The organism is Ramlibacter tataouinensis (genome assembly GCF_001580455.1).
GTDB classification, from domain to species: Bacteria; Pseudomonadota; Gammaproteobacteria; order Burkholderiales; family Burkholderiaceae_C; genus Ramlibacter; species Ramlibacter tataouinensis_B.
This window is the reverse complement of record NZ_CP010951.1, coordinates 3,381,064-3,402,316: the sequence shown is the minus strand read 5'-3', so window position 1 is coordinate 3,402,316 and position 21,253 is coordinate 3,381,064. Positions and strand designations below refer to the sequence as shown.

The window sequence follows — 21,253 nt, the reverse complement described above, 5'->3', positions numbered from 1 at the left end:
GTAGCAATGCGCGATTTCTTCCAGGAACGCGCCCATCGACGCGCCGCAAGGTGCCTACGTTCCCGATGCGTGATAGATGCTCGCGATGGATGCGTCCAGAGCCCGGTTGAACGCTTCCTCGCTCTGCTGCGCAGTGAGCCCTTCGGTCAACGCCCGTGAAAAGCTCGCAATCACGCCATGGTTACGCGCCAGCAACGTGTTCGCCTCCTCGCGCGAGTAGCCTCCCGAGAGGGCGACCACGCGCAGCACGTTCGGATGCGCCACGAGATCCGCAAAAAAGTCGTCGACGGTTGGAATCGTGAGCTTCAGCATCACCTGTTGCTCAGGCCCGAGCGTGTCGAGGTGCCCGAGTATGGCCGCCTTGAGCAGGCGCTCGGCGCCTGGCTTGTCCGGAGCGTGGATGTCGACTTCTGGTTCGAGGATGGGAATGAGGCCCGCAGCCAGTATCTGCTTGCCGATTGTGAACTGCTGGTTGACGACGTCCTCGATGCCTCCGGCTTCGGCGTGCTTCACGACGGAGCGCATCTTCGTTCCGAATACGCCCTTGCCTTTGGCTCGCGCCAGCAAGGAGTCGAGGTTGGGCATCGGCTTCATCACCTGCACGCCGTTTGCCTCGTCGGCCAGGCCTTTGTCGACCTTCAGGAATGGAACGACCTGCTTGACCGACCAGAGGTAGTCGGCGCTTCCGCGCGCCTCGATCTCGCGGTCCATCGTCTGCTCGAACAGGATCACGCCCAGGATTCGATCCCCGTTGAACACGGGGCTGGTCATGATCCGGGTGCGCATGGCGTGCATCAGATCGAACATCTGCTGGTCGCCCGAATAGGACTCGGGCTTGATCCCGTAGAGGCTCAGCGCCTTCGACGTGCTGCCCCCACTCTGGTCGAGCGCGGCAATGAAGCCACTCGCGGACTTGACCTTTTCATACTGCTGAGGATTCATGGCAGTTCCCCCAAGTGAAAAGTCGCAGGTGCATTGTGCACGCGGCTCCACCCTGAGCACTGACGCTGCGCCTCATTCCATTGGTGGACTTCAGCACCTTCCCCCGAAGCCGTGAAGCGGCTCATCTTGACGCTACTTGCCATCCAAGTGGATGGTGCTAAGATGGTTCCATGCCGAGAGCCAGCAGCAAGTCCCTAAGCGCCGCGCCCAAGCCACAGGACGAGAAGATCACCATCAACCTGGGTTGCGTGGACCTGGGGCAGATCGACCTGCTGGTGCAGGAAGGCTTCTACGCCAACCGCACGGACTTCATCCGCACGGCCACCAGGAACCTGCTGACCGTCCATGGCGACTCAGTGCGACAGGCGGCGGCGCGCAAGACGCTGTCGTTGGGTGTCCTCCACCTGACCAAGGCGGACCTGCAGGCGCTGAGGGCTGCCGGCGAGAAGCTCGATGTCCGGGTGCTCGGCCTGGCCACTATTGACCCGTCCGTCACGCCTGAACTGGCGCTCGCCACGATCTCCTCGCTGACCGTCCTGGGTGCCCTGCACGCCAGTCCTGCGGTGAGGGCTGCGTTGAGCAAACGCATCCGTTGACGCTTACCAGGAAACCATGCAACCGAACTTTCAACAGTTGATGCAGGACGCCACGCGCCTTGTGCGCGCAGGCGACCTGGCGGCCGCGACCGCTGCCATCCAGGCGGCTCTGAACGGCTCCAGCGCCATGCCCGTTCCGGCGAGCAGGCCGACCGTACCTGGCGATATCGTCCTGGACGTTGAAGCGCGCGAGATCAAAGTACCTGCAGCCGAGCCCAAGCACCAGGACGACCCAGGCTCCACGCCGAGCGTGGCCGAGGGCGTGTTCATTTCCGGGCGCTGTGGCGACGGCCGCACGGAGCGCGACTACAAGCTCTATGTGCCGCCGCAAGCCGGCGAGCGGCCGCTGCCGCTGGTGGTGATGCTGCACGGATGCACCCAGGACCCCGATGATTTCGCCGCTGGCACGCGCATGAACCAGGCCGCCCGCGCACAGGGCTGCTTCGTGCTTTATCCGGCGCAGTCGCGGCAGGCCAACCCCCAGCGCTGCTGGAACTGGTTCAAGCACAGCCACCAGCAGCGCGGCCGGGGCGAAGCGTCGCTGCTTGCCGCCATGACGCGACATGTGATGGCGCGCCACGACATCGACCCCGCGCGCGTGTACGTTGCCGGGCTGTCGGCGGGTGGCGCGATGGCGACCATCCTCGGCACTGCTTACCCGGACCTCTACGCCGCCGTGGGTGTCCACTCAGGCCTAGCCTGCGGCGCCGCAAAAGACCTGCCCTCTGCGCTGGCAGCCATGCGCTCCGGCGGTGTCACCACTGCCTCCAGCGCGCCGGGCCTGCCGACGATCGTCTTCCACGGCGACGCCGACGCCACCGTGCACCCCGACAACGGACGCGACGTGGTCAGGGCAAGCGCCGGTGGCGTCGATGCCGAGCCAGAGGCGCGTCGGCACGAGGCCGCGGGCGGGCGCAGCTTCACGCGGCATCTGCACCGCTCGGTCGCGGGCGAGGTGCTGGCGGAACATTGGGTGGTGCACGGCAGCGGCCATGCGTGGTCGGGCGGCAGCCGGAACGGTACGTACACCGACCCCACCGGGCCGGACGCGACGCAAGAGATGCTGCGGTTCTTCCTGGAACACCCGCGACTCGGGGGCTGATCCACTCCCACGATCAACCCAAAGCAGCCATGGTCACGCCACCCACATTACGTGACCGCTAGGCCGCAGAGGACGGCGGGGCCGCTTCTCCACGGCATCGTGGAAGCGCCGCGCAGATACAACCCTGGGCCTGATCACAACGCAAGTTATCGCCCTGGGCTTGGGCGGGCTCTGCGTTGTTCGACGAATCGTTGGCTGCTGCGGTACAGGCTGGCCATCACGATGTGGCCGGTACCGAAGGTGACGGAGAGGCCTTCGAAGCCGTCCTCGGGGTGCTCGGCCGTGTACTTGACCTTGATCTCGCAGCTTTGGCCGGCTGCCAGCGTGGAGGGACAGGCTTTCGAGTCGACGGTGAAGCCGCCATATCCGGGCCAAACCTTGACCAATTCCAACGCCGCTTTGCCATTGTTCGACAGCTTCAGTGTTTCCCATCGCGTGGTGGCCATCACGGGATCGCCGAACTCGACCAGGCTGGGGGTAAGGCTGACCTCCGTCGGGGCGTCGGAGGATGTTCCATGGATGCCGGACACGAGCACCACGCCGCTCGCAGGGTGGTCAGAGTCGGAAAGGATGCGCCGCACCGTGCTGAGGGTGCCGGCATCGGTCGGCGAATACACGGTCTCGAACGTGCAGCTGGCGCCGGCGGCCAGGGGCTTGCCTTGGCAGGTGTTCTTGCCTGACGCCGCGAACTCGACCCAGACCTTAGGAGCCGCCACCTTGCCGAAGTTCGTCAACGTCTGCGTGATGCGTGCCGTCTGACCGACAGGGGTGCGCGCAAACACGGCCTGCGGCGGATCCAGGGACAGCAGCACCTGGGGCGTAGTCTCCGCCGAGGATCCGAGGCTGAGTGCAGCCATGGCAAAGCCGGCGAGGCGATTCAAACTGGACATGTGGTGTGAGGAATGAAGTGGAGTTTTGGGTATAGAGGCGAATACCGTCCGCCGCTTTGCTCCGCATCAGCAAACGCTTTGAAACGTTCCCGCAAACTGTCCGGCATTCGGTCGCCGACACACCACTAGCATCGTCGAGCTGCTTCCTACGACACGCCGTGGTCGGGCGCGCTGCACAGCCGGGCTAGCCATCGGTCTTGTGCCGCTAGCGCAGTGAATCCAGGAATTCGCGGGTTCGGCCCTGCACCGATTCGAACTCGGCTGTTCCCGGGCCGCGGAATACCGCGAGGTGGCCGCGCGGGCTGTCCAGCACGGACCAAGTGACCTTCGCGTTGCGCAGGCCTTGCCGCATTTCCTCGTTGAGCGCGAGCGAATGGGTGCGGTCGGTCGAGACGGCCAGGATGAACACGGCGGCTGTAACACGCTGCAGCGCATCCGCCACCTTGCCGCCCTGGCCCTCGCCTACGTTGTGCAGGCGAGACGAGCGGTAGCGCCAAGCCAGCCCGATCGCATCCCAGTTGCGCGCCCAGTTGTCTGCGAACCCAGCCTCGGCTTTCACCAGCTCTTCGTCCGATGCAAAGGTGTTCAGCCCCGCCTCCGATGCGAGCCATGGAAAATACACTGTCGATGCACGCCGCACGGCATCGCCGCCTGCCGGCACCGCTTGGCCCGACGCGAACGCCGGGTCAAGAGTCAGGGTCGCCACGATTCCGTCGACGATGGACTTGACCTGCATGTCGGCCCGGGCCGCACCGGCCCACAGCAGCAGACTTCGTGCGAAGTCGGGATACTGCACTCCCCACTCGAGTGCCTGGTAGGCACCCGACGACGCCCCGCAGATCGCCAGTGCGCGCTGGATCCCCAGAGCCTTTGTCAGCAACTCGTGCTGCGCGCGCACCATGTCGCGGATGTTGTATTGCGGGAATCGTGCGCCGAGTCCGTCACGCGGCTGGCTCGAGGTGCCGCCGCCGATCGCATCAATCGAGACGATGAAGTACTTCTCCGGGTCGAACAGCTTGCCCTTGCCAATGTGGGCAGCAGCCCAGTTCTTCAAGCCGCTGGTGGGCGGAAGCAGCACAATCACGTTCTCATCGTTGGCAGTGCGCTGTCCGTATGTCACGTAGCCGACCTTCATGTCGTCGAGCGTTGCGCCGCTTTCAAACTGAAAACTCGCGATGCGATGCACGGCCTCATGCTGGCTCCATGCAGGGGACGCAATTGACACCAGCACGAATGCAAAGGCGAATGCACGGGCCACCTTCCTCCTGATCCTTGCCATGCTCATCTCCTTTCGCTAGCGCTTCGACCTTGGGAAGCATGTCACGAAGCGGTTTCCTGCTGTACGAAAAAGATGCGAAACTTTGGCGTCATGGCTAGGTCCCAGGCCGGTTCCGGCACGCCGCGTCGTGTGGCTTTCGGTGACTTCGTCCTCGACGAGTCACGCGCCACGCTGCTGCACCGCGGGCGGGAAATCCACCTGCGACCGAAGAGTTGGGAGCTTCTGTGCTATCTCGCACGCCGGCCAGGCCAGTTGGTTGCGCGAGAGGAACTGATGCATGTCTTGTGGCCGAGCGTCGTGGTTGTCGACGATTCCATCAATCAGTGCGTGGTCGAAGTGCGCCGCGCGCTCGACGATGGCGGGCGACAACTGTTGCAAACCGTGCCGCGGCGCGGCCTTCGCTTGAGCGCAGATTTGGCCGAACTGCCCTGCTGGCCCGTGCACACCACGTCGGCTCCCGCGGCCATGGCCGTTGATTCCCTCGATCAGGCCTGGGAAGCACTGCGCAGCCTGGCCGGCGTGGAGGCCGTGGCCGACGCCCGCCGCCGTTTTGAGTCCGAGTACATGTTGGGGCGTCGGCGCGTGGAAGCACTGAACGGCATCGCGCTCAGTCACGTGATCGACGTGCTGAACCGCTGGTCAGCTTCGCCGCAGTGGCAAGTCGGCATTGCCCGCGAGGCGTCGAAGGAAGCCCTGCGGCTCTCGCCACGCAACGCACTGGCCCACCATGCACGCGCCCATGTGGCGATGCTTGAGGGATTCCATTTCGAGGCCTGGGCGGGCTTTCGCCGCGCGGTCGAACTCGAGCCGCGGCTTGCGCACGCCCACTTGCGGATGGCCATCATCCAGCTCGAGCTCGGCAACGCGCATTCGGCCCGACCGCACATTGCGCAAGCCTTGGCATGCTCCCGGTCTCCGAAGCTGGAAGCCCAGGCGCAGTTCGTGCGCGGCATGGTCGACTTCCACGTCGGGCGCGAGCAGGACTCGAGTACGCATTTCCGCGCGGCGCTCGAACTCAACCCTGCGGCCGGGCTCGCCCACCAGTGGCTGGCCGTGATCGAGGCGCTTCAGGGCCGCGAAGAGCTTGCACGACAGCACCTTGAGGCTTTCGGCAGGCTTTCGGGCGCTCACTCATGCGCGTCCCTGAAAGCGACTGAGCGCTCGCGCAACCCGGTCTTCTGGCAGCAGCGGACGCGGTTCTACGAAGGGCTGCGGCGGGCCGGCCTGCCAGCCTAGCCACGTTAAGCGAGCCTAAGGCAGGCGGTCCCAGTGCCGTCGCGCTGCTGCATGACCTCGAACGGACGTATTGCAATCGAAATCGAAGTGGCAGCGCGGCGAAACCGTCACGCAATGGCGCCTCCGCGCAATGAGACTCTCGTTCGAATCCTGAGCACATCGAACCCTTTCACCTTCACCCCGGAAGCACACCATGCCCAATACCCTGACCCCCTATTTGAGCTTTGACGGCAACACCCGCGACGCCTTCGCCTTCTATGGGAAGGCGCTTGGCGCCAAGATCGAGACGATGATGAGTTACTCCGAGATGCCCAGATCGGCCGCAGGTGACAGCGGTTGCAGCGACGGCCCGCCGCCCAGCGGCGACAGCATCATGCATGCCTGTTTGGCGCTTCCCGGCGGCGCCAAGCTGTTCGCAGGCGACATGCCGCCAGGTATGCCGTACGAGGGCGTGAAGGGCGTGATGCTCGCCCTCGAGTACGACACCATAGCCCAAGCACACAGCGTCTTCGATGCGCTGTCGCAGGGCGGTCAGGTCACGATGCCGCTGGCGCCCGCGTTCTGGGCCAAAACGTTCGGGATGCTCACCGATCGCTTCGGCGTGAGCTGGGCCGTCAATGGCGAACCCATCAAGTTCGGCTAACCGGGAGGCGGGAGAACGCCACGCCTCGAACTCATCATGACCGCACAGTCCGGCAGCGCGGTTCAGCGGTCCCGGCGAGATTGGCCATCTCGCTCATCGCCAGGTTGCCAAGCGAGCCAGCGCCATCGGCACGAGGACACTGGAGTCGAAATGTGCTCACCGTGGGATAGGTCCGGCAATCTCAATCTGCCGGCATCCGCTCTGCCCGGCGCCCGCGAACCGCTCCCGCGTCCATTGCACGAGGTCTGCAACCAACGGAGAATCTGGCGCGACCAGCGTCAGGTGATCGCGACCTTCATAGCGTCGGTAGTCCAGCATTTGCCCGGCTGCACATCGTCGCGCCACGAACCGGTGCTGCGCGTTGGGCAGCACGAGATCGTCGTTCTGGCCCTGAGCAATCAGCAAGGGAGTGGAGATGTTTCTGTTCGGTGTGTTTTCTGCGAGCCTGACGCCCAGTGGCCCCGAGGTCGGTGGAACACGAAAGATGCTGCGTCCAATGATCAATGCCTCGGCGACGGACAACAGGGCTCGCGCGCCCGAGAGGCAGCGGCCCGCCATATCGCGTGAGAGCAGCCCAACCCAGCCATCTGTATAGGCGCTAAAGACCACGTCGGGATAGGCTTCGCTGTAGGCGCGCAGCACGAAGGATGACAGGATGCGTCCAACGGGCGAGTGTTGCGCATTGTCGATCAACGCTGGCAGGTCACTTGCAGGCGCGAATGCCGCCACGCCGGCAAGGTGAACATCGGGCGCGTAGTCAGGCGCGATCATTCCTGTCCACAAGGCCGCGTTGCCGCCCTGCGAGTGGCCCCAGACCATGACCTGCCGTGACATCGCCAAACTTGGCATGCTCCTCGAGGCGCGAACTGCATCGAGCGCCGCGCGCGCTTGCCCTTCGCCTATCAGGTAAGGGCTTGGTCCGCTAGGGTAGTCCGTGGCAACAACGGCCCATCCACTCGCAATGGCTTGTTCGAGTGCGGGCATATTGGCAAAGGGCTTCTCGAGCAAGGAAGGCGCGCAACCCGCCTCCACGCCGGTGGTTCCGTGCGCCCAGGCGATAACGGGATGCGCGGTGGCGGATCTACCATGCGGCGCAATGACAAGTGCGCCCGCAATGGTAGGCATTCCGCTTGCTTGTGTCGTGGTGTAGAGAATGCGCCACCCCTGCGCACCAGCAGGCACCCCGCGGGTGAATTTTTCTTGCCGGAGAAGGACACCGGGCTGTGTCGGCAAGGCATCCGGCGTGTCATAGAACGCATCGGGCTTGGTGGGACGGGCTGCAATCCAAGACATGAGTGACAGACAGCCCAGGACAATGACAGTACCCGCTACTCGACGGATCCATCGCAGTGCGTTCATGTGCTGGTTCCCCTCGGATGCATAGCATCACAGAGTGTCTATCCACCACTGCCACGACCAACAAGCACCGATGAGATGGGGATGCGGGCCGGGTTTAGGTCTTGCTCGCCGCTGGCTTCGCCATCAACCCGACCACCAGAGCACCAAGCACCAACAGCGCCACGCAGATCACGATGCCGCCGTCGAAGCTTCCAGTGCGCGCCTTGATGGCGCCGGTAAGCGCCGGGCTGATCGCGCCAGACAGATTGGCCATGCTGTTGATGAACGCGATGCCAACAGCCGCCGCCATGGGTTCCAGGCGGCTCGTCACTAGCGCCCAGTACACGGGCAGTGCCGCAATGAGGCCCGCACCAGCGATCGTCAATGCCGCCATCGTCCATTCCAGTCGCGGAGACGTCCAGATGATGGCGAGCAGTCCCACGGCGCCGACCAAGATGGCTGACATGCAGTGCCACTGACGCTCGTTTTTGGTGTCCGAGCGGCGCCCCCACAAGTACATGGCCGCGGCGCCGAAGACGCTGGGCACAGCTGCGTACAAACCGACCAAGCGCAAGTCGGTCACGCCGAGGCCGCGGATCAGGGTCGGCGTCCAGAAGCCAATGAAGTAGGCACTGAAGGTGATGCAGAAACCGACCAGGCATAGCAGCCACACGACGGGGCTGGCAATCATGCGCCGAAGCACCTGCCCGGTTGGCGCGGCTTCGGCCTGCGTCTGCGCGCGCAGGTCAGCATTCAGCAGGTGCCGGTCGTCAGCATTCAGCCACTGTGCATCGGCCGGCGTGTTGGGAAGCGTGAAGTACACGAGGAACCCCAGCAGCACTGCCGGCAGCCCTTCGACGAGGAACATCCATTGCCAGCCGCCCCACCCACCCAGGCCGTCCATCGCCGACAGGATCCAGCCCGACAGCGGGTTGCTGACGAGCCCGCTGGCCACTGCACCCATCATGAACAGCGCGACGACGCGTGCGCGACGCTGCTGCGGAAACCAGAAGGTCAGGTAGTAGACGACGCCGGGAAAGAAGCCCGCCTCGAACACGCCCAGCATGAAGCGCACCACGTAGAACTGCTCGGGCGTGCGCACGAACATCGTGGCCACGGAAACCAAGCCCCACAGGACCATGATGCGCAGCAAGGTCGCACGGGCGCCCCAGCGCTTGAGCAGTATGTTGCTCGGCAGCTCGAACAGCAAGTAACCAACAAACAAGATTCCTGCGCCCAGACCATAGACGGCGTCGCTGAAACCCAGCGCGTCTTTCATCTGGAGTTGGGCAAAGCCGACGTTGCCGCGGTCGATCAAGTTGACGACGTAGCACAGAAACAGCAGCGGAAGAAGTCGCCATGCGATGCGGCGGTACAGGCCGTCAAGCGCGTGGGTGGGGACCGAAACGTCGGCGGTGGGCGAGGTCGCGAGGGTCATGCGATTGAGGCAGAGATGCTATGGGTTGAACTAAGTGTGGTTGATCCAGGCTGGGGCCATCATGGGGGGAGCGTGCGCTGCGGCAGCACGATGCCAACGCGGCGCCCGATCTTCAGCGCCGAGCGGCCCAGGGCGAAGCGATAGCGGCCGGCATGCTGCGACCAACCCTCGCCCTCCCACCGTGCGAGCAGACGGACGTCGATTGTCATTTGCACAGCACGGCGCTCACCAGGCTGCAGCTCGACTCGCTCGAAGCCGACCAGGCGTCGCACGGGTTGGCCTGCAGCTTCGACGAGGTAAAGCTGCGGCACATCGGCGCCAAGGCGCTCACCGATGTTCTCGACTTCGAACCGGGCGACCAGCGTGTTGCCCTCGAGTGCCAGCTTCAGGCCGAGATGTTTGAAGTGCGTGTACGACAAGCCATGGCCGAACGCAAAGAGCGGCCGCAAGCCGTGCTTTGCGTACCAGCGGTAGCCGACGTCAGAGCCTTCGAAATAGTTGACGGTGAGCGACTTGCCGTCGGGCGCACCCAAGCCAGGGGCACGCGCGCGCGGTGCCTGCGATTCAGCCAGCGGAAAGGTGACCGGCAGCCGCCCCGAGGGGTTGACGCGGCCGCTGAGCACGTCGGCGATGGCTGCCCCGCCCTCTTGCCCCGGGTACCATGCCTGCAGCACGGCGCGCACCTGCTTCAGCCATGGCATTCGCACCGGATTGCCGGTTTGCAGCACGACGAGGGTGTTCGGGTTGGCCTGCGCGATGGCCGCGATCAACGCGTCCTGCCCCTGCGGCAGCGTCAGGCTGTCCGCATCCATACTTTCGCCTTGCCATTGGGTGGCGAACACAATGACCAGCGATGCGTGCGCCGCTCGCGCGGCCGTGGTCTGCGGAAAGTAGCCGCTGTCATAGCTGAACTGCCTGTGCGGCAGCGCGTTGCGCAGCGCCTCCATTGGCGACGAAGCAAAGTAGACCTGCCGGCTGCGCTGGCCAAAGCCGCTCGGCGCACCCACGGGAATGCTGGCTGCAACTCCGCACACGGGGGTGACCATGCTGGAGCCGTACCCTGCCAACACGCCAATGTGCGCTTGGCCGCCCACGACCAAGACCGGTCCAGCGCCGGCGTCGGACAGCGGCAGCACGCCGTCGTTCTTCAGCAGCACCATGCCCTGAGCCGCGATCGCACGCGCCACCTGAGCATGCGCGACGTAGTCGATGGCACTCTCTTCGAGCGGCCGGTCCGCACCTGCGGCGTAGACCGAGCGCAGAATGCGACGCACGGCGTCGGACAGTCGCGCGCGGCTCACGCGGCCCGCCGCGAGCTCCTCGCGCAGCGGCCCGTCAAACCAGATTTGACGGTCGAGCGTCGCGCCGCTTTGCTGGTCCAGCCCGGCGTTGAAGCTCTCGACGCTGTGCACCGCACCCCAGTCGGACATCACCCACCCCGGGTAACCCCAGTCCTGCTTGAGAACTGAAGTCAAGAGGTGCGCATTGCTGCTGGCGTGCTCGCCGTTGATCCGGTTGTACGCGCCCATCACGGCCCCTGGCTGCCCACGCTCGATAGCAATCTGAAATGCCAGCAGGTCCGATTCACGGTGCGCGGTCTCGTCGATGCGCGCGTCCAGCGTGTCGCGCAGCGTTTCCTGCACGTTCAGCGAGTAGTGCTTGACGGTCGCGATGACGCCCTGGCTCTGCGAGCCGCGCACCGACTCGCCGGCCAGCACGCCGGCCAGCAGCGGGTCCTCGCCCAGATACTCGAAGTTGCGCCCGCAATAGAAGTCCCGCGCGAGGTTGAGACCACCGCCGAGCAGAACGTTGAAACCCTTGGCGCGGGCCTCGGCGCCAAGCATGACGCCGCTGTCGTGCGCAAGTTTGGCATTGAAGGTCGCCGCCAGCGCCTGCCCGGCCGGGAGCGCGGTGGCCACGTCGCCCTCGCGCAGGCCGAACGGATTGATGATGCCGAGGCTGGCGTCCGTTTCGGCAAGGTCCGGGATGTCCAGCCGCGGGATGCCGGGCACGCGGCCGGACGAAATCTTCCAGTGCGCTGGTGGCGATGGCAGCCCCGGCCAGGGAATCGCGAGCCTGCCGTGCAGCAGTTGAAAACGCTCGTCGTCACTCATCTGCGCTTCTGTTTCGGCCGCACGCCTGTCGGGGTCGCGGGAGTCAGTCACGCTCCGCTGGGTCGCGGGATCCGAGCGCGATGGAGTGGTTTGTGCCAACGTGGGCAAAGGCATGGTGTGGACGCCGCTCATTTACTTATAGCGCACAATGTTAGTGTGATTTTGCGCTGCACGCCAATCAGGGTTTGCATGAAGGAAGGACGTGGCGATGCCATCGTCGAGAATTCGCACCATGACCGCATCGAACGCAGCAAGCAAGAAGGCACGCATCAGCAACGCGGAAATGTCGGCTCAGACCCAGGCGCGCATCCTGCAGGCCACGAAAGAGAGCCTGGCCGAGCACGGGTACGCCGGCACGTCGATGACCGGCGTGGCCAAGCGCCTGGGCCTGACGCAGCCCGCCCTGTCGTACCACTTCGACAACAAGTACCAGCTGATGGCGGCGACGGCCGAAAGCATCTATGACGAAATGGCGGCTCACTTCCGCGCAGCCGCGCCCGAGTCGCTCACGCCGCAGGAGCGCATACTCGCCTTCGTCGAGGCCGCTTTCGAGCAGACCGCAAGCGTAAACCAGAGGGCGCTGATCGAGCTGCTGCTGGCGGCGCGGCGCGATCCGCGTTGCCACGCGGTCGTCGAGCCCGTGATCGAGCGACGCGACCGCGGCTTCCAGCAATTCTGGGCCGATATCGTCCGAGCCATGCCCGTGAACGAGCAGCGCATGGCCCTTCTGCGCGACTTCGCCGTTTCACTTTACCGCGGCATCACCGTGTGTCGCTCGCTGCGAGGCGACGATCCGACCTTTGCGTTGCAGCACGCGATCGTGCGCAGCCTCGTCCGCGACCTGCTCTGAGTTCCGAACCCTGCGGCACCCGCGCTGCGGGTTATTGCTAGCTTGCCTTGTTCACTTATAGATAGCAAAGTAAGTGACAGGAATCGAGCGCAAACAACTTGGAGGCAAAGCAAAGATGAATCGATACCACGTCAGGCGGCGCAGCGCCGTGAACGCCGCGTGTGTGGCCCTGTTGATGGGGGGCGCCACGGCCGGCTGGCACGCCGCGGCACAGACCGCCGAAGCGCCCGAGCCCAAGAGGGCTGAGCTCCAGACCGTCGTGGTCACGTCCCAGAAGCGCGCGGAGCTTCTCAAGGACGTGCCGCAAGCTGTCAGCGCCTATGGCGCGGACGACCTCAAGGCCCTGGGCGTGACGAAGGCTACCGACCTCCAGCAGCTGTCGCCGAGCCTGAACTTCACCGCCGGACCCGACACCCGTAGCGAAGGCTTCCAGATGCGCGGGGTGGGGACGTCCGCGTTCGCGGACACCGTCGAACAGAGCGTTGGCTTCATGGTGGATGGCGTTTCTCTGGCGCGCTCTGGTCAGGGCTCCGGCGGCCTGATCGACGTCGAGCGCGTCGAAGTGATGCGCGGTCCGCAGGGCATGCTGTTCGGCAAGAACGCCTCGGCCGGCCTCATCTCGGTGATCACCAAGCGTCCTCGCTTCGACCAGTTCTCGGCAGAGGGGACGGTCTCCTATAGCGGCGCACACAACGAAGTGAAGACAGAAGTGGTGGCCAATGCCGGCGTCAGCGACAGCGCCGCCTTCCGGCTGGCCGTCGCCACCACGCGCGCGGATGGCTACGTCCAGAACGTCTATCGGAACGAGACGCTCAACGACCGCGACGAGAAGCTGGTTCGTGCCAAAGCCCTGTTCCAACTTGGTGACAACCTCGATCTCTACGTGATCGGCGACTGGGGCAAGTCCAGCGCGCTCTGCTGTACATGGACTGCTCGCTCAGCGCCGCCCGGGACCACCTTCGCGACGCTCAACGCCGCCAATGGCATCGTGCCCGGGCCCAGGAACGACAAGATCGCTGCCAACGCCCCCTTTTACTCAGACAACGAGAACAGCGGCCTGTCGGCGGAACTGAACTACAACTTGGGATGGGCGACGCTGACCTCGGTAACGGCGGCACGCGGTTGGAAGACGGTCAACAACAATGACCCGGACATCCTGCCGATCAACATCCTGGACATCAACCTTGGCGCCAGCGACCTGCGCCAGAAGTCGCAGGAACTGCGACTGACGTCGCCCGACGGCGGCCGCGTGGAGTGGGTCGGCGGGGTCTACTGGAGCGAGCAGACCAACGACTCCATGCAAGAACAGACGGGCAATTTCGGAGGTCTGTTCACCCCCTTCGGCGTGCCGGCGGGGGCCAATGTGGGTGTCATCCAGGACACAACGACCAGGAACCGCAGTGCCGCGGCCTTCGGACAGGCCGGCGTGCGTGTTGGCGCAAGCAAGTTCAGCGCTGGCTTGCGTTACACCGACGAGACCGTCACCCTGGACTACGCATCGCGGCCGTCTACGACTATCCCCCGCCCGGGCTACGCATACGGCAAGACGCGAGGCGAGACCGGCGCGAACAATCTGTCGTGGCGTCTCACGGCGCAGCATGACCTGACTCGCGATGATATGGCCTACGTCACCGCTGCGCGCGGCTACAAGGGTCCGGGCCTGGAGTTCCTGGACAACGGCAACGGCCCGGTGGCCGTCATCAAACCCGAGATCCCGACCACGCTGGAAGCGGGCTTGCGCTCGTTGCTGTTCGGAGGCACCACCCTATTCAGCGCTGCGGTGTTCAAGACCCGCTTCGAAGACTTCCAGGCCCAGGTGTTCGACCAGACTGTCACACCGGCCCGGTTCCGCACGACCAACGCGGGGCGTCTGGATACCCAGGGCGTGGAACTGGAGGCGAACTCGCGCATCACGAAGCAGCTGACGCTGAGCGGCGCGATGGCCTACATCGATGCCCACTACGAGGACTTCCAGAACATCCCCTGCTATGCCGGCCAGCCGGTGCTGCCGTTCGGCACGCCGCGCACATCGCCGGGCCAGTGCATCCGGACCTCGCCGACCGGTGCGGCGGTGACAGACGGGTCGGGCAATCGATTGGTCAACTCGCCTCGCTTCACCGCCTTCCTGATGGGCCGCTACGACTGGGTCGTGGGCGGGTACAAGGCCTTTGCGCAGGCCGACTACGCGTGGCGCGGCGACGTCACCTATTCGGCGGCAGGCGACCCGAGCCTAGTGCAAGGCGGCTATGGCCTTTTCGGCGCCGCCGTGGGGCTGGGTGCCCCGAACGGCCGCTGGCAGGTCACGCTGTTCGGCCGGAATCTGGGCGACAAGCGCTACGCGGACCGGTTGATGCCGCAGCCGACGCTGGGCGCGCCGGGAGTGGTCTCGCAGTTCGTGGGGCCCAATGCCTATCGCACGATCGGCGTGACCGCAACGGTGCGTTTCGGGACCTGATGCCCACTGAGGCGCTGACTGCGCGATGATGCAAGCTTGGGCCGCCGGCGACGGCCCATTGAAGACCGTCATCTTGGGCTGCACTTCCGTCAACCGGTTTTCCATGCTCGCGCCCGCTCATGCGGGTGCGAATGTCGTCATCGAAGCAGTCGCGTCCCGGGACGGGCTCCGGGCCCGCGCCCCTGGCTACGCATCTTGAGCCGCATGCCAGTGCTGCCGTTGCCGCTGTTCAGGCTGCTGCTCAAGCTCAGTGGCCGGCGCAAGCGCTTCGAAAGCACCGACGGCCTGCGCAAGGCCGTGCATCTCGATCGGATGGCAGTCGATCCTGCGCCATCGGCGGCACTGACAGCCGGACTCACCATGCGAAAGGATACGGTGCAGGGACGCGATTGCTATGTAATCGCCCCCTACCAGCCCACGGCAAGGACACGCTTGCTCTACCTGCATGGCGGGGCCCACGTCGCGGAAATGTCGGCTCAGCACTGGAACCTGGTTACCGAGTTGGTGCGCGCCACGGGGTGCCCGGCGCATGTGCCAATCTACCCATTGGCTCCCGAAAGTGGTCATACGCAGGCCTTGGCCATGCTCGAAGAGGTCTACAGCAGTCTGGAGCCCGTGGCTGCGGCCGGCGATCTCGTGCTGATGGGAGATTCGTCTGGCGGCGGACTGGCACTAGCGCTGGCCCAGCGCATGGTCGCCACCGGCCGGCCCGCCCCGCGTGACATGGTGCTCATCTCGCCGTGGCTGGACCTCACCATGGCCCATGCCCGCAGCACCAGCACCAAAATCCGAGACCCCTGGCTGGATCTCCCGGGACTGACCCAGGCCGCGCTGTGGTGGGCGCAGGGCCAAAACCTCTCCCTGCCGCAGTTGAGCCCGCTGAACGGACCGCTGAGGGGTTTGGGACGAATCACGGTGCTGATCGGCGGCCAAGATCTCTTCGTCGGTGAATGCCGAGCGCTGGTGCACAACGCCGCTTTGGAGGCGGTACCGGTGCGGTTCATCGAAGAGCCAGACATGATCCATGTCTGGCCCCTTTTGCCGCTTGCGCGAGCACGACCGGCACGAGCCATGCTGGCAAACATCGTGCGCGGTGAATTGAACGAATCCCGCTAAACAATATCGTCCGCTGTTGTCTCAATCTCATGTCGCTAAACAATATCGTCCGCTGTTGTCTCAATCTCATGTGATTGCAACGCCAGCGGAAGCTTTGGCGATCGGCTCGCGCAGTCGCAGCCATTGCGCGCAACGTGGTTCCGCATCGACAAGCCGGAAACTGCCCAGCTCACCGGGCGCAGCCTGGAAGCGCGTAGCACGGCACACACATTGCCCTGCGCACCAAACCGTCTACTTCGCAAAGCGCGTTGCGCAAATTTTCATTCGGGAGTTCCTGCTGATCGGGGCTTTAACCGATAGTTGAACTTGCTCGGTCTTCGGATCGCTGCCACACTCACCAATGCAGTCGTGTGCAGCGACCTTCCACGACTGGACGCTCTCCATTCCGAGTAATGCCAACCTGGTTGGCGTCGTGCAAGGGAGATAGACCGATGAATGTCGCCCACGCACTACGGTGCACCGCGCTGGCTGCCGCCGTTCTTTGCATTGCCTGCACCGGAGCACCGACACTGGAAGTAGCCGGCGCCTACTTTCCAGCATGGCTGGCATCGAGTCTGGTTGGCGTGGTCATCGCCTTCGCTGCACGAGCTGTGTTCGTTGCAACCGGCCTCGCCCAGCTGCTTCCGCTTCAACTTTTCGTCTGCGCTTCGATCGGTCTGATGGCGGGTCTGCTGGCTTGGCTCCTCTGGATGGGGTGGTGACGATGGAAGCACGTAGCTTCTCACGTCGACGGCCGATCTGGCTGCTGCTGTCGCTGGCCATCATCGCAGCGGCGATTGTCTTTGCCATTGTCGTCGCGAGCCAAAGCCGGCCTTCGACGGACGACGCAAACCTCGATGCCGAGATTGTCCACGTGGCCGCGACGGTCGGTGGTCGGGTGGTGAAGCTGCCAGTGCACGAGAACAAACTCGTACGCAAGGGCGAGCTGCTGTTTCAGGTCGATCCAGTGCCTTACCAATTGGCCGTCGCCCAAGCCACTGCGAACGTCGAAGTGGCGCGAGCTGCGCTCGAAACGCAGCGCCGAATTGTGGCTACGCAGCGCTCCAATTCGGCCATCGCGAGCGCTCAGTCAAGAAAGGCTGAAACCAACTACGGGCTGAGTGAACGCACGGAGGGGCGGCTCCAGCCGCTGACCGACAAGGGGTACGTACCGGCGCAACAGCTTGATCAGGCTCAAGTGGCGTTGCGTGACGCGGAGACATCCTTGCGCCAATCAAAGGAGCAGGCGCTTGCGGCGCAGCGTGCTGTCGACTCCGATGCCGGTGCGGCAGCTTCCGTGCAGGCAGGCATCGCGGCGCAGGCCATCGCGCAAAGGTCGCTCGAGGAAACGACGGTCGTGGCACCTCACAATGGACGTGTTGTCGGACTGGCCGTCAAGACCGGAGAAATCGTTGCGCCTTCTCAATCGCTGTTCACACTCATCGTGACGGACGAGTGGTTCGCGATCGCCAACATGCGGGAAACGGATCTGCAACAGATCACCATCGGAAATTGCGCCACTGTCTATTCGATGATCGATCGCGCCAAGGCAATCCGAGGCGAGGTGGAAAGCATCGGCTGGGGCGTCCTGCCCGGCGAGCGGGCCAATGTACCGCGTTCGGTTCCCTACGTGGCCTCGTCGCTAAACTGGGTCAGAGTCGCGCACCGATTTCCGGTGCGAATCAAGCTCGAGGAACCACCGCCTGAGCTCATGCGCTTTGGCGCAAGTGCCATTGTTAAGGTCGAACATGGCGCCGCATGCCGCCGATGAGAAGAGCGGCGCGTCCGGGCGACGTTGGTTGAGCCTGCTCGCATTCGAACCAGGACGGCTTGAATTCGCGACAAGGGTGGCGTTGATATGCGCCGCTACCACCTTGGTGGTCCAGATCTACGGCACACCGGAGCCTGCCCTCACGGTCTACATTGTCTTCTTTCTCAATCGGCGTGACCGCGCCATGAGCCTGCTCGTATGCGTGGTGCTGTTGGTCGTTTTCACTATCGTGATCGGGTTCATCGGGCTGGCAGCTCGATACGTGCTTGACCAGCCGCCGTGGCGTGTCGCCACCATGACCGCGGTTTCCTTCGGCATGCTATACCTGGCCTCAGCCAGCAAACTGCGCCCCGTGGGCGCAATCATGGCGCTGATCGTCGCCTACGCGCTGGACGTGCTTGGCAATGTGCCTGCAGCGGAGTTAGCCACGCGAGCCATCCTCTACGCGTGGCTATTCGTCGCCATTCCGGCCGGCGTGTCTTTCGTCGTGAATCTCCTCATTGGCCCGCCACCGCGGCTGCTGCTCCAAAAGGCGCTGGCGCAGCGTCTCAGAGTGGCCGCAGCGGTGCTTCGGGCTGGCAATGAACGCGCGATCCGGGACCTCGCAAAGTGGACCCGCGGCGGCGATGGCGATATCCAGGCCCACTTGCGATTTGCCGGCATCGAGCGAACGTCCGAGCCCACGGAACTGGCGGCTCTGCGTCAGGCGACACGCTCTACAACCGCCCTGCGTTCGTGGCTGGAGTTTGGCGTTCGCACCCCTCATTCGATGCCGGATCGGTCTGCGCGTGAGGCCTATGCCTACGAACTGGATGGTATGGCAGCCATCCTGCAATCGGGCGCTTACCCAGCGAACGTATCGCCATCCCGACCGACATACGAGTCGGCCGCTCCAGACCAGGCGAGTTTGGGCGTGGCTCTGCACGAAACGATTTCACAGTTTGCCGAGCCGGCCCCTACCACGACTCACGACAAGAAGGAGCACACAAAGGCGGGGTTTTTTCTGCCGGACGCTTTCATCAACCCCGTGCATCTTCATTACGCCCTCAAGACAACGGGGGCGGCGATGTTTTGCTATCTGACTTACTCACTGCTCGACTGGCCCGGAATTCATACGTGCTTCATCACCATTTTCATCGTCTCTTTGTCGAGCCTGGCAGAAAGCATGGAGAAGCTCGTGCTGCGTGTTGGCGGGTGTCTGGTGGGAGCGGCACTCGGTGTCGCGGTACTGGTATTCGTCATGCCGTCGATCACTTCCATCGGCGGATTGATGCTGGTCGTCTTTGCGGGCGCATTCGCCTCGGCATGGGTCGCAGGGGGTGGTCCGCGAATCGCATATGCGGGTTTCCAGATCGCCTTCGCATTCTTCCTGTGCGTGATCCAGGGCCCAGAGCCATCATTCGATCTCGTTGTTGCGCGCGATCGCGTCATCGGAATCCTGTTCGGCAACTTTGTCGCGTTTTTTGCTTTTTCCCAGGTCTGGCCTGTCAGCCTGGCAACGCGAATCGATGCAGATCTCTCGGCCGTGCTGCGAAGATTGGCTCACATGGCGAGTACGGAAGATTCGTCTGCGCGCCTGGATGCGGCAGCCGATGTACGGGTCTTGATGAGCAAGGTCGAAGACAACCTGGAACTCGTCAGCTATGAACCGACTTCTGTGCGCCCTGACAACGCCTGGTTGCAAGAACGCAAGCGCATCGCGCAGGATATCGGCGCACTTGAGTCTCCGCTGCTCTTGCTCGCCTGTCGTGACCTCGAAGCTTCACGTGACGCCGGAACCTGGCTTGACCAACTTTCAATCGGAAAAGCCATAGTGCGCACGAGTCCAACCCAAAGCCCCACTGGCGGGCCGCTCCGCTCTCTGCGCGACCAGATCAACCAGCAGATCCATCAACTGGAGTTGAGCATCACCGTGGCTTCGACCGTGACACGCGGGGCCCGACATGAAGGAGAAATCCATGTGGCCGCCTAGGGTGGTGATTGCGGCTATGAATGTAGTGCTCGCGGGCTGTGCAGGTTCTGCACTGGAACTCGCGCCGATCAGCCACGATCGGCCATGGCGCCCAACAACGGACACAAGCGGCGCCATTCAACCCGCGCGAGAGTCAACGGCAGCCTCATCCTATGTGCTGCCGTCGAATTCGGCGCTCAGTACGCTGCCGCCACCGGCCACCATGATCGACCCCGCGCATGTCTACACGCTGCCGGAATTGATCGACATCGCGCAGTCGAATAATCCGAGTACGCGAATCGCATGGTCGATCGCCCGCAATGCGGCGCTTGCGGCCGGCGTGGCGCGGAGCACCTACCTGCCGCATATCTCAGCGAGCGTCGTCGGGGCTCATCAGCGCGCTCGCACCGAGACCTCCTTGCTGAACCTCAGCGAGAACAACACCACAACAACATCCGGCACAATTTCCACGCTCTCCTTGCAATGGCTGCTGTTCGATTTCGGGAAGCGCTCCGCGGTGGTGCAAGCAGCCGAGCAGTTGTCGGTGGCGGCGAACGTTGCATTCACCGGCGTGCATCAAAAGCTGATTCATGACGTGGCCTTGGCCTTTTATGCACATGGCGCTGCGCGAGCGCACGTGGACACGGCGGACAAGGCTCTGAAGAACGCAACCGACGTGGAAGAAGCAGCGCAGCAGCGCTTCAAGCGTGGCATCGGCACCGTGATCGAGGTGTCCAAGGCACAACAATTCACGGCAAGGGCCCGCCTTGGGCAGGTCCAGGCGCGCGGCGCAGCACAGAACACTTATCTGGCACTGCTTACGACTATGGGCATTTCTCCCCTCACCCAGATCAAGGTGGAGGATCTGTCGGACCGCAAGCTCTCGCCGGCGATGATGGAGTCGATCGATGGCATCATCGCGCAGTCGCTGGCCCGTCGGCCCGACATGCTCGCCGCCTATGCCGCGCAGAAGGCGAGCGAGGCCGGAATCGCGGCGGCGAGAGCAGAGTTCCTGCCTAAACTCTTCCTTGCAGCCACAGGCAGCTACAACTCGGGCCGCGTGGTGGGTGTCTCTTCCCTACCGGGATTCGGCGACCAGGCGCCGACCCTCAACATCTCAGGCACGCGATACGGTTCCATCGTAGTCATGGGCATCACCATTCCAATCTTCGATGGAGGCTTTCGTGACGCATCGCTGAAGCGTGCGCGAATCGATGCCGACCGCGCACAAGCCTCTCTGGAGCGCACACGCGATGATGCGGTCAAGCAAATCGTGGCCGCCCACAACGCGCTTGAGACCAGCCTTTCCGCCTACGATGCCGCCTCGGCATTCCAAGCCGCCGCAAGAACCACCTTCGACGCCGCACTCGATGCATACCGGAATGGCGTCGGCTCGGTCACCGATGCCACGATTGCGGAGACAGAGTTTCTCGAAGCAAGCAATGCCACCACGGACGCGCGCAGCGCGGCACTTGCATCGGCAGCGACCCTCGCTTTCGCTACGGGTGGCCTTGGTGATGTATCCGCGCTAGGCGTTGGTTCCAAGTAGAGCC

At 64.0% G+C, this 21,253-nt stretch carries 17 protein-coding genes; 11 read left to right on the top strand and 6 right to left on the bottom strand.

Going from position 1 to position 21,253, the window contains the following annotated elements:
* Positions 1-54: 54 nt before the first annotated feature.
* A complete protein-coding gene (locus UC35_RS15915; RefSeq protein ID WP_061501380.1) occupies positions 55-942 on the bottom strand; it encodes a fructose bisphosphate aldolase in 888 nt (295 codons plus the stop codon).
* A gap of 170 nt (positions 943-1,112) precedes the next feature.
* Between UC35_RS15915 and UC35_RS15910 the strand changes: the two genes are divergently transcribed.
* Positions 1,113-1,538, top strand: a complete 426-nt coding sequence (locus UC35_RS15910) for a hypothetical protein (protein ID WP_061501378.1) — start codon at positions 1,113-1,115, stop codon at positions 1,536-1,538.
* A gap of 16 nt (positions 1,539-1,554) precedes the next feature.
* Positions 1,555-2,640, top strand: a complete 1,086-nt coding sequence (locus UC35_RS15905) for an alpha/beta hydrolase family esterase (protein ID WP_061501376.1) — start codon at positions 1,555-1,557, stop codon at positions 2,638-2,640.
* A 146-nt stretch (positions 2,641-2,786) separates the two neighbouring features.
* Here UC35_RS15905 and UC35_RS15900 read toward each other — a convergent pair whose 3' ends face one another.
* On the bottom strand, positions 2,787-3,530 hold the full coding sequence (locus UC35_RS15900) for a choice-of-anchor D domain-containing protein (RefSeq protein ID WP_061501374.1): 744 nt from the start codon (positions 3,528-3,530) through the stop codon (positions 2,787-2,789).
* Between the two features lie 205 nt (positions 3,531-3,735).
* Positions 3,736-4,809: an alpha/beta fold hydrolase gene (locus tag UC35_RS15895; protein WP_158513916.1), complete on the bottom strand. Its 1,074-nt coding sequence runs from the start codon at positions 4,807-4,809 to the stop codon at positions 3,736-3,738.
* Positions 4,810-4,899: 90 nt separating this feature from the next.
* On the opposite strand from UC35_RS15895, the gene UC35_RS15890 reads away from it, so the two are divergent.
* Both UC35_RS15890 and UC35_RS15885 read left to right on the top strand, forming a co-directional pair.
* Positions 4,900-6,045, top strand: coding sequence for a winged helix-turn-helix domain-containing protein (locus tag UC35_RS15890; RefSeq protein WP_158513915.1), 1,146 nt, complete (start codon positions 4,900-4,902; stop codon positions 6,043-6,045).
* Between the two features lie 193 nt (positions 6,046-6,238).
* Positions 6,239-6,688 (top strand): VOC family protein, encoded by a 450-nt coding sequence (locus tag UC35_RS15885; protein ID WP_061501368.1) that lies wholly within the window; start codon positions 6,239-6,241, stop codon positions 6,686-6,688.
* Positions 6,689-6,844: 156 nt separating this feature from the next.
* On the opposite strand, the gene UC35_RS23215 is transcribed toward UC35_RS15885, so the two are convergent.
* The 3 genes from UC35_RS23215 to UC35_RS15870 all read right to left on the bottom strand — a co-directional run bounded on the left by UC35_RS23215 (position 6,845) and on the right by UC35_RS15870 (position 11,578).
* The gene (locus tag UC35_RS23215; RefSeq protein ID WP_082793293.1) at positions 6,845-8,047 is read right to left on the bottom strand and encodes a lipase family protein; all 1,203 of its coding nucleotides are present in this window, start codon (positions 8,045-8,047) and stop codon (positions 6,845-6,847) included.
* Between the two features lie 94 nt (positions 8,048-8,141).
* Positions 8,142-9,464, bottom strand: a complete 1,323-nt coding sequence (locus UC35_RS15875; protein WP_061501364.1) for an MFS transporter — start codon at positions 9,462-9,464, stop codon at positions 8,142-8,144.
* A gap of 59 nt (positions 9,465-9,523) precedes the next feature.
* Positions 9,524-11,578 (bottom strand): beta-glucosidase family protein, encoded by a 2,055-nt coding sequence (locus tag UC35_RS15870; RefSeq protein WP_061501361.1) that lies wholly within the window; start codon positions 11,576-11,578, stop codon positions 9,524-9,526.
* Between the two features lie 232 nt (positions 11,579-11,810).
* Between UC35_RS15870 and UC35_RS15865 the strand changes: the two genes are divergently transcribed.
* The 7 genes from UC35_RS15865 to UC35_RS15835 all read left to right on the top strand — a co-directional run bounded on the left by UC35_RS15865 (position 11,811) and on the right by UC35_RS15835 (position 21,249).
* Positions 11,811-12,428, top strand: coding sequence for a TetR/AcrR family transcriptional regulator (locus UC35_RS15865; protein ID WP_227820344.1), 618 nt, complete (start codon positions 11,811-11,813; stop codon positions 12,426-12,428).
* 115 nt (positions 12,429-12,543) lie between these two features.
* The gene (locus tag UC35_RS15860; protein WP_061501359.1) at positions 12,544-14,883 is read left to right on the top strand and encodes a TonB-dependent receptor; all 2,340 of its coding nucleotides are present in this window, start codon (positions 12,544-12,546) and stop codon (positions 14,881-14,883) included.
* A 204-nt stretch (positions 14,884-15,087) separates the two neighbouring features.
* Positions 15,088-15,999: an alpha/beta hydrolase fold domain-containing protein gene (locus tag UC35_RS15855; protein ID WP_061501357.1), complete on the top strand. Its 912-nt coding sequence runs from the start codon at positions 15,088-15,090 to the stop codon at positions 15,997-15,999.
* 431 nt (positions 16,000-16,430) lie between these two features.
* The gene (locus tag UC35_RS15850; RefSeq protein WP_061503870.1) at positions 16,431-16,700 is read left to right on the top strand and encodes a YtcA family lipoprotein; all 270 of its coding nucleotides are present in this window, start codon (positions 16,431-16,433) and stop codon (positions 16,698-16,700) included.
* A gap of 2 nt (positions 16,701-16,702) precedes the next feature.
* On the top strand, positions 16,703-17,749 hold the full coding sequence (gene mdtN / locus UC35_RS15845) for a multidrug transporter subunit MdtN (RefSeq protein ID WP_061501355.1): 1,047 nt from the start codon (positions 16,703-16,705) through the stop codon (positions 17,747-17,749).
* Positions 17,727-19,721, top strand: a complete 1,995-nt coding sequence (locus tag UC35_RS15840) for an FUSC family protein (RefSeq protein ID WP_061501353.1) — start codon at positions 17,727-17,729, stop codon at positions 19,719-19,721. The genes mdtN and UC35_RS15840 overlap by 23 nt, the downstream gene beginning before the upstream one ends.
* The gene (locus UC35_RS15835; RefSeq protein ID WP_061501350.1) at positions 19,693-21,249 is read left to right on the top strand and encodes a TolC family protein; all 1,557 of its coding nucleotides are present in this window, start codon (positions 19,693-19,695) and stop codon (positions 21,247-21,249) included. The genes UC35_RS15840 and UC35_RS15835 overlap by 29 nt, the downstream gene beginning before the upstream one ends.
* Positions 21,250-21,253: the final 4 nt, after the last annotated feature.

Coding starts and splice junctions, on each gene's coding strand:
- UC35_RS15865 (WP_227820344.1), top strand. CDS start 11,811: ATGACCGCATCGAACGCAGCAAGCAAGAAGGCACGCATCAGCAACGCG.
- UC35_RS15885 (WP_061501368.1), top strand. CDS start 6,239: ATGCCCAATACCCTGACCCCCTATTTGAGCTTTGACGGCAACACCCGC.
- UC35_RS15875 (WP_061501364.1), bottom strand. CDS start 9,464: ATGACCCTCGCGACCTCGCCCACCGCCGACGTTTCGGTCCCCACCCAC.
- UC35_RS15855 (WP_061501357.1), top strand. CDS start 15,088: ATGCCAGTGCTGCCGTTGCCGCTGTTCAGGCTGCTGCTCAAGCTCAGT.
- UC35_RS15835 (WP_061501350.1), top strand. CDS start 19,693: ATGAAGGAGAAATCCATGTGGCCGCCTAGGGTGGTGATTGCGGCTATG.
- UC35_RS23215 (WP_082793293.1), bottom strand. CDS start 8,047: ATGAACGCACTGCGATGGATCCGTCGAGTAGCGGGTACTGTCATTGTC.
- UC35_RS15910 (WP_061501378.1), top strand. CDS start 1,113: ATGCCGAGAGCCAGCAGCAAGTCCCTAAGCGCCGCGCCCAAGCCACAG.
- UC35_RS15905 (WP_061501376.1), top strand. CDS start 1,555: ATGCAACCGAACTTTCAACAGTTGATGCAGGACGCCACGCGCCTTGTG.
- mdtN (WP_061501355.1), top strand. CDS start 16,703: ATGGAAGCACGTAGCTTCTCACGTCGACGGCCGATCTGGCTGCTGCTG.
- UC35_RS15915 (WP_061501380.1), bottom strand. CDS start 942: ATGAATCCTCAGCAGTATGAAAAGGTCAAGTCCGCGAGTGGCTTCATT.
- UC35_RS15900 (WP_061501374.1), bottom strand. CDS start 3,530: ATGTCCAGTTTGAATCGCCTCGCCGGCTTTGCCATGGCTGCACTCAGC.
- UC35_RS15895 (WP_158513916.1), bottom strand. CDS start 4,809: ATGGCAAGGATCAGGAGGAAGGTGGCCCGTGCATTCGCCTTTGCATTC.
- UC35_RS15860 (WP_061501359.1), top strand. CDS start 12,544: ATGAATCGATACCACGTCAGGCGGCGCAGCGCCGTGAACGCCGCGTGT.
- UC35_RS15840 (WP_061501353.1), top strand. CDS start 17,727: ATGGCGCCGCATGCCGCCGATGAGAAGAGCGGCGCGTCCGGGCGACGT.
- UC35_RS15870 (WP_061501361.1), bottom strand. CDS start 11,578: ATGAGTGACGACGAGCGTTTTCAACTGCTGCACGGCAGGCTCGCGATT.
- UC35_RS15850 (WP_061503870.1), top strand. CDS start 16,431: ATGAATGTCGCCCACGCACTACGGTGCACCGCGCTGGCTGCCGCCGTT.
- UC35_RS15890 (WP_158513915.1), top strand. CDS start 4,900: ATGGCTAGGTCCCAGGCCGGTTCCGGCACGCCGCGTCGTGTGGCTTTC.